9 protein-coding genes and 1 pseudogene are annotated in these 12,909 nt (G+C 62.1%); 6 read left to right on the top strand and 4 right to left on the bottom strand.

The features are described from left to right. The first annotated feature begins 129 nt into the window (after positions 1–129). Positions 130–1,932: an acyl-CoA dehydrogenase gene (locus J3P90_RS02335; protein ID WP_434675770.1), complete on the top strand. Its 1,803-nt coding sequence runs from the start codon at positions 130–132 to the stop codon at positions 1,930–1,932. 162 nt (positions 1,933–2,094) lie between these two features. Here J3P90_RS02335 and J3P90_RS02330 read toward each other — a convergent pair whose 3' ends face one another. Continuing rightward, complete coding sequence (locus J3P90_RS02330) at positions 2,095–2,397, bottom strand: cell division protein ZapA (RefSeq protein WP_420767095.1); 303 nt, start codon at positions 2,395–2,397, stop codon at positions 2,095–2,097. Then, positions 2,394–2,624: a hypothetical protein gene (locus tag J3P90_RS02325; protein ID WP_420767094.1), complete on the bottom strand. Its 231-nt coding sequence runs from the start codon at positions 2,622–2,624 to the stop codon at positions 2,394–2,396. The genes J3P90_RS02330 and J3P90_RS02325 overlap by 4 nt, the downstream gene beginning before the upstream one ends. Positions 2,625–2,882: 258 nt before the next feature. Here J3P90_RS02325 and J3P90_RS02320 point away from each other — a divergent pair. The 5 genes and pseudogenes from J3P90_RS02320 to selO all read left to right on the top strand — a co-directional run. Further along, positions 2,883–3,605, top strand: a pseudogene (locus tag J3P90_RS02320) (MCP four helix bundle domain-containing protein); the annotation flags it as partial. 30 nt (positions 3,606–3,635) lie between these two features. After that, positions 3,636–4,508 (top strand): methyl-accepting chemotaxis protein, encoded by an 873-nt coding sequence (locus J3P90_RS02315; RefSeq protein ID WP_420767102.1) that lies wholly within the window; start codon positions 3,636–3,638, stop codon positions 4,506–4,508. Positions 4,509–4,729: 221 nt separating this feature from the next. Next, positions 4,730–6,472 (top strand): potassium/proton antiporter, encoded by a 1,743-nt coding sequence (locus J3P90_RS02310; protein ID WP_420767093.1) that lies wholly within the window; start codon positions 4,730–4,732, stop codon positions 6,470–6,472. Positions 6,473–6,506: 34 nt separating this feature from the next. Then, positions 6,507–9,869, top strand: coding sequence for a mechanosensitive channel MscK (mscK, locus tag J3P90_RS02305; protein ID WP_420767092.1), 3,363 nt, complete (start codon positions 6,507–6,509; stop codon positions 9,867–9,869). Positions 9,870–9,906: 37 nt separating this feature from the next. Continuing rightward, a complete protein-coding gene (selO, locus tag J3P90_RS02300) occupies positions 9,907–11,370 on the top strand; it encodes a protein adenylyltransferase SelO (protein ID WP_434561030.1) in 1,464 nt (487 codons plus the stop codon). Between the two features lie 194 nt (positions 11,371–11,564). On the opposite strand, the gene J3P90_RS02295 is transcribed toward selO, so the two are convergent. After that, positions 11,565–11,831: a hypothetical protein gene (locus tag J3P90_RS02295; RefSeq protein ID WP_420767090.1), complete on the bottom strand. Its 267-nt coding sequence runs from the start codon at positions 11,829–11,831 to the stop codon at positions 11,565–11,567. Between the two features lie 92 nt (positions 11,832–11,923). Further along, on the bottom strand, positions 11,924–12,829 hold the full coding sequence (locus J3P90_RS02290) for a LysR family transcriptional regulator (protein WP_434564158.1): 906 nt from the start codon (positions 12,827–12,829) through the stop codon (positions 11,924–11,926). Between the last annotated feature and the right edge of the window lie 80 nt (positions 12,830–12,909).

Here is a 12,909-nt window from a genome sequence, read left to right as displayed (position 1 = left end):
GCGAGCAGGCTCGCTCCCACATTTTTTGATTAGCGTCGCCCCTTCTGCTCCATCACCCAAATCAATCATCCTGTTCAGCCTCCATTCCCAGACCTAGACTCGGCCCATCCCAAGAAAAGGTAGGCCGCCATGTCCGAGACGCTGCTCAGTTCCCGCAATCTGGCTTTCGAGCTGTATGAAGTCCTTGATGCCGAAGGCCTGACCCAGCGCGAACGGTTTGCCGAGCACAATCGCGAAACCTTCGAGGCGGCCATCGGCACGGCACGCAACATTGCCGAAAAGCATTTCGCGCCACACAACCGCAAGAACGACGAAAACGAACCACGCTATGAAAACGGCGAGGCGATCCTGATCCCGGAAGTGAAGCCGGCGGTGGATGCGTTCCTGGAGGCTGGTTTTCTCAACGCCGCACGCAGTTTCGAGGCCGGCGGCATGCAACTGCCGACGTTACTATCCCAGGCTTGCTTTGCGCACTTTCAGTCGGCCAACGCCGCTTCGACGTCCTACCCCTTCCTGACCATGGGCGCGGCGAACCTGATCGAAAGCTTCGGCAGCGACGATCAGAAACAGCGCTTTCTGCAACCGATGATCGATGGTCGCTTCTTCGGCACCATGGCCCTGACCGAGCCCCATGCTGGCTCATCGCTGTCGGATATTCGTACACGCGCAGAGCCGGCGCCCGACGGCACCTATCGACTCAAAGGCAACAAGATCTTTATCTCTGGTGGCGATCATCCGCTGTCGGAAAACATCGTGCACATGGTCTTGGCAAAACTGCCGGATGCGCCGCCGGGCGTGAAGGGTATTTCGCTGTTTATCGTGCCGAAGTTCCTGGTCAACGATGATGGCAGCCTCGGCCAGCGTAACGACGTGCTGCTGGCCGGTCTGTTTCACAAGATGGGATGGCGCGGCACCACGTCCACGGCGCTGAACTTCGGCGACAACGGCGAATGCGTGGGTTATCTCGTAGGAAAACCGCACCACGGCCTGAGTTATATGTTCCAGATGATGAACGAGGCTCGCATCGGCGTCGGCATGGGGGCGGTGATGCTGGGTTACGCCGGCTACCTGTATTCCCTTGAATATGCCCGCGAACGCCCGCAGGGCCGCGTGCCTGACAGCAAGGACCCGACCACCGCCCCTGTGGCGATCATCCAGCACGCCGACGTGCGCCGCATGCTGCTGACTCAAAAGGCCTACGTGGAAGGTTCGTTCGACCTGGGCCTGTACGCGGCGCGCCTGTTCGACGACACCACCACGCTGGAAAGCGAAGCCGAGCGTCGGCGCGCCCATGAGTTGCTGGACTTGCTCACGCCCATCGTCAAGTCGTGGCCCTCGGAGTTCTGCCTGAAGGCCAACGAGCTGGCCATCCAGATTCTCGGCGGCCATGGTTACACCCGCGAATACCCAGTTGAGCAGTATTACCGCGACAACCGCCTGAATCCCATCCATGAGGGCACCCACGGTATCCAGTCCCTGGACTTGCTGGGACGCAAACTGGCGCAGAACGGCGGTGCCGGGCTCAAGCAATTGATCCGCCTGGTGGCCGACACCACTGAGCGCGCCCAAGCGTACGAATCGCTTACACCCTTGCGTCAGCCGTTGGAAGCCTTGGTGGCACGCCTACAAACAGTCACCCTCGGCCTGCTGACCGACCTGGCCCAAGGCAAGGTCAACGATAGCCTGGCCAATTCGGCGCTGTACCTAAAAGTGTTTGGGCACATGGTGATCGGCTGGCGCTGGCTGGAACAGGCGATTCGTGCCGAGGAGGGCTTGGCCAAGGGGAACGCGGCGGATGTCGACTTCTATCAAGGCAAGCTGCAAGCGGCACGCTACTTCCTGACCTGGGAAGTGCCGGGTTGCCAGCATGAGCTGACGCTGCTCGAAGCGCGGGATGACACCTGCCTGGGAATGCGGGATGAATGGTTCTGAGCCAGCGCCCGTAGCGCGGCTGACATCCAATCGCGAGCAGGCTCGCTCCCACAATGATCGGCGGTGAACGCAGTTTCATGTTCACTTAGCCCCCATGTGGGAGCGAGCCTGCTCGCGATGACTTGAGTGCGGACAACACCGCTTATAGGCCGGACCGTGGCCTCAGGCCTGCTGAATCGTCTTGGAGATCACTTCGACCGTGGCGCTGACCTGCTCCTGGTAACGGTCGAGTTCCGCCCGATGCTGCTTCTGCATTTCGATCTGTTGCGAACACAAATTCATGGCCGCCAATACCAGCAGGCGATCACCGATCAAGGTCGGGTATTTACGCTTGGTATCGGCCAGGGCCGCCTTGAGCATCGAAGCAGCGTCCAGCAACGCTTGCTCCTGCCCGGCCGGCGCCTTGATCGAATAGTCCTCCCCGAGAATCGAGACGACTGTCACCCCATCGACACGTTGACTCATGCGCTGGCCGTTGCGGTGCTGGCGCGCTCGATCAGCGCCTGGATCCGGGCGGTGGTGGTGCCATGGAGCTCTTCCTGCTCCATCAGGCTCAGTTGCAGGCTTTCGTTTTCATCCTTGGCCTTGGCCAGTTCGGCGCCCAGGGTTTCATTCAGGCCGGCGAGGTGACGGTTCTGTTGCACCAGGTCGTTGACCAATTGCTCCAGCTGGCTGAGGGATGTTTCCAACATATTGATTTCCAGGGTTTTTCAAGGGGCGCGTACGATAAAGAAAACTCATCGTCAACGCCACGACTCAGAGAACAGCGGCGCACCACTGGCGAGCTGTAGAGACTGCGAACAAGGAATCTGGTTCCGACCCTTCGTCGCGCCGTTGCCGGTGGAGTGCGACAAAAGCACGCAGCGCCCTCAAGACTTCAGTCGCAAGACCGATAAGTCATTGAAACCAGTCACAGCCCCGCACGGACGCGCTTCTTCACGGTAACTTCCATGTCCCTACGTAATATGAACATCGCGCCGCGGGCGTTCCTGGGGTTTGCCCTGATCGGCGCCCTGATGCTGGCCCTCGGCGTGTTTGCCTTGAGCCAGATGAGCAAGATTCGCGTGTCCGGCGAAAACATCGCTCAGAACAGCGTGCCCAGTATCAAAGCACTGAATGACGTCACCCAGCTCACCCTGCGCCTGCGCGTGTTGTCCTATCGCCTGCTGATCAACCGCGAAGCGGATACCCAGCAAAAAACGCTGGACCTGTTCGAGCAACGCAACCAGCAGGTCCGGGCCGCCCAGATGTCTTATGAGAAACTCATCAGTGCGCCTGAAGAACGGGCCGCGTATGAGCAACTCACGCAGCTGCTCAATCAGTACCGTCAGCTCGAAGAGCGGATGAAAACCCTGTCGCGCAACAATCAGCTCAACGAACTGCAAGCGCTGCTCAACGCTGAGTTGACGAGCAACTCCGACGCTATCAACGCAGCGCTCGCTCGCCTGTCGGACATCAACAACCAGCAAGCGGAAGCATTCAACAAAAACGCGGCACAGCAATATTCCACAGCCTTCATCTGGGTCGTCACCCTTCTGGCCATCGCCACCGGCCTGACCCTGCTGTTCGCCTGGCTGCTGACCAACAGCATCACCAAGCCGATCGCCAACGCGTTGGATGCCGCCGAAGAAATCGCCAAGGGCAACCTGACCCGGCCGATCACCGTTGACGGCAGCGACGAGGCTGGCCGTCTGCTGCGGGCGATGTCGACCATGCAGGAAAAACTGCGCGACACCCTGCAACGGATCTCCGGCTCGGCCACGCAACTGGCCTCCGCCGCCGAAGAGCTCAACAGCGTCACCGACGAAAGCGCCCGTGGCCTGACCCAGCAGAACAACGAAATCGAGCAGGCCGCCACCGCGGTCAACGAGATGACGAGCGCCGTGGAAGAAGTTGCCCGCAACGCGGTCAGCACGTCGGAAGCGTCGAAACACGCCACCACGTCCGCTGGCGACGGTCGCGACCTGGTGCAGGAAACCGTCGGTGCCATCGAGCGCATGAGCGCCGACGTCCAGAGCACCGCCACGCTGATCGGCAACCTGGCCGATGAGTCGCGAGACATCGGCAAGGTGCTCGACGTGATCCGCGGTCTGGCCGACCAGACCAACCTGCTGGCCCTGAACGCCGCTATCGAAGCTGCCCGTGCCGGTGAAGCCGGTCGTGGTTTCGCCGTGGTCGCCGACGAAGTCCGCGCCTTGGCCCACCGCACCCAGCAGTCGACCAGCGAGATCGAACGCATGATCGGCAGCATCCAGAGCGGCACCGAACAGGCCGTGGACTCGATGCGCAACAGCACCGAACGCGCCGAATCGACACTGAACATCGCCCGCGGCGCCGGCATGTCCCTCGACACCATCAACACCGCCATCGTCGAGATCAACGAACGCAACCTGGTGATCGCCAGCGCCGCCGAAGAACAGGCCCAGGTGGCCCGCGAAGTGGACCGCAACCTGGTGAACATCCGCGACCTGTCGGTGCAGACGGCCACCGGTGCGAATCAGACCAGTGCCGCCAGCGCCGAACTGTCGCGCCTGGCGGTGGATTTGAACAGCATGGTTGGGCGGTTCAGCCTTTAACCCACGTAACGATGACTGCTCACAGACCGTGAGCAATCCTCTGCCCGGCTTTTGTGGCGAGGGAGCTTGCTCCCTCGCCACAATGTTTCCGCTCCAGGGAGCCGATGCCTATCGGTCCCCCAACCTTTTTTGACAGCATCACATTTCAACAGGTTAGAATCGCTGGCACGCAGACTGCATGGTCAGTTTGTGCCCGCCCTCAGTTTTTCGGAGTACTGCCTTTGACCGCGACGACCATCAACAGCCTGTTCTTGATCGGCGCGTTGCTGGTGGGTGCGAGCATTCTGGTGAGTTCTCTTTCGTCGCGCCTGGGCATCCCGATCCTGGTGATCATCCTCGCCGTGGGCATGCTTGCCGGGGTCGACGGCGCCGGTATTCTTTTCGATAACTACGCCACGGCGTATCTGGTGGGCAACCTCGCGTTGGCGGTGATCTTGCTGGACGGCGGGTTGCGCACGCGGGTCTCGAGCTTTCGCGTGGCACTGTGGCCGGCGTTGTCGCTGGCCACTGTGGGCGTGTTGATCACCACCGGGCTGACCGGCATGGCCGCCGCGTGGTTGTTCAACCTGAACCTGATCCAAGGCTTGCTGATCGGCGCGATTGTTGGCTCTACCGACGCCGCTGCGGTGTTCTCGTTGCTCGGTGGCAAAGGCCTGAACGAGCGGGTCAGCGCCACCCTGGAAATCGAGTCCGGCAGCAACGACCCCATGGCGGTGTTCCTGACCGTGACCCTGATCGGCATGCTTGCCAGCGGTGAGACCGGGCTGCACTGGAGCCTGCTCGGGCATCTGGTGCGCGAGTTCGGCATCGGCGCGGTGATCGGCCTGGGCGGCGGATGGTTGATGCTGCAGCTGGTCAACCGCATCAACCTGGCCAACGGCCTCTACCCGATCCTGGTCATCAGCGGCGGCCTCGCGGTGTTCGCCCTGACCAACGCCCTGCACGGCAGCGGCTTCCTGGCGGTGTACTTGTGCGGCCTGGTCCTGGGTAATCGCCCGGTGCGCAGCCGCCACGGCATCCTGCACATGCTCGACGGCATGGCCTGGCTCGCCCAGATCGGCATGTTCCTCGTGCTGGGGCTATTGGTCACGCCCCATGACCTGCTGCCCATCGCCTTGCCCGCCATGGGCCTGGCGTTGTGGATGATCCTGATCGCGCGCCCGCTGTCGGTCATGGTCGGGCTGTTGCCGTTCAAGGCGTTTCATGGTCGCGAAAAGGCTTTCATTTCCTGGGTCGGCCTGCGGGGCGCCGTACCGATCATTCTCGCGGTGTTCCCGCTGATGGCCGGCCTGCCTCACGCGCAGCTCTATTTCAACCTCGCGTTCTTTATCGTGCTGGTGTCACTGCTGGTACAAGGCACCAGCCTGCCCTGGGTCGCCAAGCTGCTGCACGTGACCGTCCCGCCAGAACCGCTGCCCATTTCCCGGGCGGCGCTGGAAGTACATGTGACGAGCGAGTGGGAACTGTTTATCTACCGCCTCGGTGCGGAAAAGTGGTGCATCGGTTCGCCTCTACGGGACTTGAAAATGCCCGACGGAACGCGCATCGCGGCCCTGTTTCGGGGCCAGCAATTGCTCCATCCGTCGGGTAGTACGGTGCTGGAAGTGGACGATTTGCTCTGCGTGATCGGCCATGAACATGATTTGCCAGCCCTTGGAAAACTGTTCAGCCAGGCACCGCAACGGGGCCTGGATTTGCGCTTCTTCGGCGACTTCGTACTCGAAGGAGACGCCCAGCTGGCCGCGGTTGCCACGCTGTATGGGTTGAAGCTGGACGGCATCGATCCGGACATGACCCTGGGCCGTTTCATTGCCCAGAAAGTCGGCGGTGCACCCGTGGTTGGCGACCAGGTGGATTGGAACAACACCCTGTGGACCGTCGCGGCCATGGACGGGAACAAGATTGGCAAAGTGGGCGTCAGATTCCCCGAAGGAAGTCGCCCGGGTCCCGGCTTGTTCCTCTAAACTGCTCCCACTCTCATTTGCTTGACCGGTCTCTATGCCTACCCTGCGCTCCTTATTCGCCATCGCCCTGCTCGGCCTGGGTCTTTCCATCTGCACGGTCCAGGCCGCTGAGCCGCCGACCAGCACCTCGGTCCAGGCCAGCCTGGACAAGATCGCCGACCGCAAGCTCCCGGAAGCCGACCAGAAAGCCTTGCAGGCCGTGTTGCAAAACACCCTGACCCAGTTGACCAACAAGGCCGACTACGAACAGAAACTGCTCGCCCTTAAGCAGCAACTGGCCAACGCGCCCAAACAGAACATCGAGAACCAGCGCGAACTGGCGCGGCTCAAGGGCACCAATGTGGTGCCGGTGGCGCAACGCTACGCCAACCTGCCGATTCCCCAGCTAGAGCAAATGCTGACGGAACGCTCTACCCAGCAGAGCGATCTGCAAAAGGCCCTGGCCGACGCCAACAGCCTGGTCATCACCGCCCAGACCCGCCCCGAGCGCGCCCAGGCGGAAATCTCCGCCAGCCAGACCCGAATCCAGCAGATCAACGCCATCCTCAAGGCCGGACGGGATGCGGGCAAGGCGCTGAGCGCCGAGCAGCGCGACCAGCTCAATGCGGAACTGGCGGCCCTCAACGCGCTGATTCCACTGCGCCGCCAGGAGCTGGCCGGCAACAGCCAACTGCAAGACCTGGGCAATAGCCAGCACGATCTGCTTTCGGAAAAGATCGACCGCATGGAGCGGGAAATCCAGGACCTGCAGAACCTGATCAACCAGAAACGCCTGGCCCAGTCCCAGGAAACGGTGACGCAGCAATCCATCGAAGCGCAGAAAGCCGGCGGCAGCAGCCTGCTGGCGACCGAAAGCACGGCCAACCTCAAGCTTTCCGATTATCTGCTCAAGAGCACCGACCGCCTCAACGAGGTCACCCAGCAGAACCTGCAGACCAAGCAACTGCTGGACAGCGTCACCCAGACCGATGCCGCCCTGGACGAGCAGATCAGCGTGCTCAAGGGCAGCCTGCTGCTCTCCAAGATTCTTTACAAGCAGCGCCAGACCTTGCCGCGCCTGAAGCTGGACCAGAACCTGGCCGACCAGATCGCCGACATCCGCCTGTATCAGTTCGAAGTCAGCCAGCAACGTGAATTGCTGAACAATCCCGCAGCCTACGTCGACAACCTGCTGGCGTCCCAGCCCTCCGAGCAGGTCACCCCACAGCTGCGCAAGACCCTGCTTGAACTGGCCCTGACCCGGGTCGACCTGCTGGACCGCCTGAACCGTGAATTGAGCGCGGTGCTCAACGAGTCCATCACGCTGCAGCTCAACCAGAAACAACTGCTCAGCACCGCACAGAATCTGCGGGCCACCCTTGAAGAACAGATGTTCTGGATTCCCAGCAACAAACCGCTGGATTTCGAGTGGATGCGTGGCGTGCCGGCCCGCCTGGAAAAACAAGTCGATTCGCTGCCCTGGGCCTCGAGCCTCAGCGAACTGGCTGACGGCCTGACCCAGCGGCCGCTGCTGTTCCTGCCCCTGGCGCTGTTGATCGGCGCGCTGCTGTGGCGCCGCAAGAATCTTTATGCGCGCCTGAACAAGGTTCACCAGGATGTCGGCCACTTCAAGCGCGACAGCCAGTGGCACACACCCCAGGCGATCCTGATCAACATCCTTTTGGCCATGCCGGTGGCGCTGGCGCTTGCCTTGTGCGGCTACGCCTTGCAGATCGACGCCCGCGGCCAGAACACCAACCTCGGCGCGGCCTTGCTACAGATCGGGCAGGCCTGGCTGGTGTTTTACACAGCCTATCGAATCCTCTCGCCAGGCGGCGTTGCCGAGCTGCATTTCCGCTGGGAAAAACCCCAGGTCGAATTTCTCCAGGGCTGGATCCGTCGGCTCGGGCTGGTGGTATTGGCCTTGGTGGCCGTGGTGGCCGTGGCGGAGTTGCAGCCGTCAGCCCTGGCCGATGACGTGCTCGGCATGCCGGTGGTGCTGACCTGCTACGCCTCGATGGCCTGGCTACTCAGCCGGCTGTTGCTCAGCAGTCCGACGCACAAGAACACATCGCTGTTCCGCAAGGCCGTCGGCGTGCTGTTCACCGCATTGCCGATCGCGCTGTTCGTCGCCGTCTGCTTCGGCTATTACTACACCGCGCTTAAACTCAGCGACCGCTTGATCAACACGCTGTACCTACTGATGTTCTGGCTGGTGATCGAGGCCACCTTCGTGCGTGGCCTCTCGGTCGCGGCGCGGCGCCTGGCCTACCAGCGTGCCCTGGCCAAGCGCCAGGCGGCCAAGGAGGTCGGCGACGGCGAAGCGGTGGTCGAGGAACCGACCCTGGACATCGAAAAGGTCAACGAACAGTCCCTGCGCCTGATCCGCCTGGCCCTGCTGGGCGGTTTCATGGCCGCGCTGTACTGGGTCTGGTCGGACCTGATCAGTGTGTTCTCCTACCTGGACAACATCACCCTCTACGAATACACCAGCGGCACCGGCGCCAACATGAGCATGGTGCCCATCAGCATCGGCGACATGCTCGGGGCACTGATCATCATCGGTATCACCTTCGCGTTGGCCCGCAACCTGCCGGGCCTGTTGGAAGTGTTCGTGCTGTCGAAGCTGAACCTGGCCCAGGGCAGCGCGTATGCCACCACGACCTTGCTGTCCTACGTGATCGCCGGCGTCGGCTTCGTCACGACGCTGTCCACCCTGGGTGTGAGCTGGGACAAGCTGCAATGGCTGGTGGCGGCGCTGTCGGTAGGCTTGGGCTTCGGCATGCAAGAGATCTTCGCCAACTTCATCTCCGGCATCATGATCCTGTTCGAGCGCCCGGTGCGCATCGGCGACACCATCACCATCGGTAACCTGTCGGGCACCGTGAGCAAGATCCGCATTCGCGCGACCACCATCACCGATTTCGACCGCAAGGACATCATCGTCCCGAACAAGACGTTCATCACCGGGCAGTTGATCAACTGGTCGTTGACCGACACCGTCACCCGGGTGACCCTGAAATTAGGCGTGGATTATGGCTCGGACCTGGACCGGGTGCGCGAGTTGCTGCTCAAGGCCGCTCGCGATAACCCCCGCGTGCTGAAGGAACCGGAGCCGATCGTGTACTTCCTGAACTTCGGTGAAAGCACCCTGGACCATGAGCTGCGCATGCACGTGCGCGACCTCGGTGATCGAAACCCGGTGCTGGACGAGATCAATCGGTTCATCAACCGGGAATTCAAGAAGGAGCACATCAACATCTCCTTCCGGCAGATGGAAATCTACTTGAAGAACCTGCAAGGCCAGGAATACAAGCTCGTGCCTGCCGAGCCTGACAAAAAGACCATCACGCCCGTGCCTTCAACGGTCGCCAGCATCAAGCCGATGCCCGAGCCTCCGCAAGGCACCCTCGACTGACAGCGGGTTGCCTGCGGGCGGCCCGTCGGAGACGGCCATGAAAACGCTGGAAACGCTGACCTTCGATAACCGCTTCGCCCGCCTGGGCGACGGTTTCTCGGCCCATGTGCTGCCCGAGCCCATCGACAACCCGCGGCTGGTGGTTGCCAGCCCGGCGGCCATGGCGCTGCTGGACCTGGAGCCGGCAGAAGCCGAGACACCGCTGTTCGCCGAGATCTTTGGCGGCCACAAGCTGTGGGCCGAAACCGAGCCCCGGGCGATGGTGTACTCAGGGCATCAATTCGGTCACTACAACCCGCAACTGGGCGACGGCCGCGGGTTGCTGCTGGGCGAGGTGTACAACGAGGCCGGCGAGCACTGGGACCTGCACCTCAAGGGCGCCGGCCAGACGCCGTTCTCCCGGATGGGCGACGGGCGCGCGGTGCTGCGCTCTTCGATTCGCGAATTCCTCGCCTCCGAGGCCCTGCACGCCTTGGGCATCCCCACCACCCGCGCGTTGTGCGTGATCGGCTCCGACACCCCGGTGTGGCGCGAAAAGCAGGAGCGCGCCGCCATGGTGCTGCGCCTGGCCCCCAGCCATGTGCGCTTCGGGCACTTCGAATATTTCTACTACACCAAGAAGCCGGAGCTGCATGCTGCCTTGGCCGAGCACGTGCTGAACCTGCATTTTCCGCAATGCCGGGAGCAGCCCGAGCCCTACCTGGCGATGTACCGCGAGATCGTCGAGCGCAACGCCGAACTGATTGCGAAATGGCAGGCCTATGGTTTCTGCCATGGCGTGATGAACACAGACAACATGTCGATCCTGGGCATCACCTTCGATTTCGGGCCGTTCGCCTTCCTCGATGACTTCGACGCCAACTTCATCTGCAACCATTCCGATGACCAGGGCCGTTACTCGTTCAGCAACCAGGTGCCCATCGGCCAGTGGAACCTCAGCGCCCTCGCCCAAGCCCTGACGCCTTTTATCAGCGTCGATGCCCTGCGCGAGACCCTTGGCTTGTACCTTCCCCTTTACCAGGCCCACTACCTGGACCTGATGCGCCGCCGCCTCGGCCTGACCGTCGCCGAAGAAGAGGACCAGAAACTGGTGGAGCGCCTGCTGCAACTGATGCAGAACAGCGGCGTCGACTACAGCCTGTTCTTCCGCCGGCTGGGCGACCAGGCGCCGGAACAAGCCGTCGCCGCCTTGCGCGACGACTTCGTCGATCTCAAGGGTTTCGATGCCTGGGCCGAGCTGTACGTCGCCCGCGTCAACCGCGAGGGCCCGGTCGACCAGGACCAGCGCCGCGTTCGCATGCACGCCGTCAATCCGCTCTACGTGCTGCGCAACTACCTGGCCCAGAAAGCCATCGACGCCGCCGAGTCAGGCGATTACGAAGAAGTCCGCCGCCTGCACAGCGTGCTGAGCAATCCTTTTGAAGAACAATCGGGGATGGGCAGCTACGCCGAGCGGCCGCCGGAATGGGGCAAGCATCTGGAGATCAGTTGCTCGTCGTAACCCTCCCGCCAAACACATAACCCTGTGGCGAGGGAGCTTGCTCCCGCTGGGCTGCGAAGCGGCCCCAGAATGGACTGACGCGCTTTTTCAGACTGACCGCGTCAACCGGTTTTACGACGGCTGCGCCGCCGAGCGGGAGCAAGCTCCCTCGCCACGGGTGAAAGATTGACTGGGCGAAGGTCAACGCAGCCTGCTCATCCCGCCTTATCGTTCCCCTGTTCGGGCGTCTCGATGCCTGATTCTGGCTCTTCCCCAGCCGGCGCTGCCGGTTTTTCCTCCGGATAGCCGGGCATTCCATGCGCGTCTTCCGGGGTCAATTCGTCCCGATCGTGACGACTGTCAACGGCATAGGCCGGGGCGGCGTTGGGGTCTTCGTCGCGGCCAGCGGTGCCCAGGACGAAGCCATCATCGTTGGGGTTGTCCAGTGTCTTGGGGGTGGTTGGGTCTTGAGGGGTGCTCATGGGACCTCCTGGTTGTGAACAGGTATGGTTTTGAGGGCGCGGCGCGCCGTCAGTGCGGCGCACCTGATGAATGGCAACCCGAGGCCAATGCACTAGGCCATATCACTGTGGCTGAATTCCTCGGCCAGGAAATCGATCAACGTGCGCACCGACGGTAGCAACCCACGCCGCGACGCAAAGATTGCATGAACGATCCCGCATTTCGGCGTCCAGCCGGGGACCAACTCCACCAGACGCCCGGCGGCGATGTCTTCGCGCACCACCACGGTCGGCAGGTGGGCGACACCAATGCCCGCCAGCACCGCGTGCCGCAGGGCCAGCAAGTCATCGGTGACCATGCGCGGCTCATGTCGGATCAACGCTCGGGTGCCGTCCGGCCCGAACAACTCCCACTGATACTCCCGTTGCGCACCGCCCCAATGCACGCTGGGCAGGCCGTTAAGGTCCGCCGGTGAAGCCGGCGAAGACAATCGCTCTACAAATGCAGGGCTGCCCACCAGGCATTGGGTGCTGTTGCTCAGTACCTTCATGACCATGTCGGTGTTTTCCAGCGGCGGAAAGCGCACCCGCAGCGCTATATCGAACCCCTCGTGGATCAGGTCGACTCGGCGGTTGGTGCTCTCGATGAACAACTCCACCCGCGGATATTTGAGCATGTAGCGGGTCAGCATCGGCCCGACCCAGCTGTTGAGCAGCGCCGTCGGGCAACTGATGCGCACCAGGCCCTGGGGCTCGGAGCGGTTGCGCTCGATCACCTCGGCGGCGCTCTCGGCCTCGACACGCATCGCCAGGCAGCGCTGGTAATAGGCCTGGCCGATCTCGGTCAAGGTGCAATGCCGGCTGGTGCGATGGAGCAAGCGCACCCCTAGCCGCTCTTCCAACTGGGCGATACGCCGGCTGAGCTTTGACTTGGGTATGTCCAGCGCCCGGCCCGCTGCGGCGAATCCACGGTGCTCAACCACCTGGGTGAAGTAGTACAGCGTGTTGAGGTCTTCGATGATCGTTCTCCAAATAGAACGCTAAGGCTGATTTTTGCAGTCTAGCGCGTCAAAGGTGCCAGTTTTAATCTACACACATC

This window comes from Pseudomonas sp. D3-10 (assembly GCF_051132175.1).
GTDB lineage: Bacteria > Pseudomonadota > Gammaproteobacteria > Pseudomonadales > Pseudomonadaceae > Aquipseudomonas.
Note: the sequence above shows the minus strand (reverse complement) of the source record. Positions and strands in the feature narration are given on the sequence as shown.

What these genes read in the sequence shown, in the direction of transcription:
- J3P90_RS02315 (WP_420767102.1), top strand. Translation starts at nt 3,636, where the DNA reads ATGTCGACCATGCAGGAAAAACTGCGCGACACCCTGCAACGGATCTCC.
- J3P90_RS02295 (WP_420767090.1), bottom strand. Translation starts at nt 11,831, where the DNA reads ATGAGCACCCCTCAAGACCCAACCACCCCCAAGACACTGGACAACCCC.
- selO (WP_434561030.1), top strand. Translation starts at nt 9,907, where the DNA reads ATGAAAACGCTGGAAACGCTGACCTTCGATAACCGCTTCGCCCGCCTG.
- J3P90_RS02330 (WP_420767095.1), bottom strand. Translation starts at nt 2,397, where the DNA reads ATGAGTCAACGTGTCGATGGGGTGACAGTCGTCTCGATTCTCGGGGAG.
- J3P90_RS02335 (WP_434675770.1), top strand. Translation starts at nt 130, where the DNA reads ATGTCCGAGACGCTGCTCAGTTCCCGCAATCTGGCTTTCGAGCTGTAT.
- mscK (WP_420767092.1), top strand. Translation starts at nt 6,507, where the DNA reads ATGCCTACCCTGCGCTCCTTATTCGCCATCGCCCTGCTCGGCCTGGGT.
- J3P90_RS02325 (WP_420767094.1), bottom strand. Translation starts at nt 2,624, where the DNA reads ATGTTGGAAACATCCCTCAGCCAGCTGGAGCAATTGGTCAACGACCTG.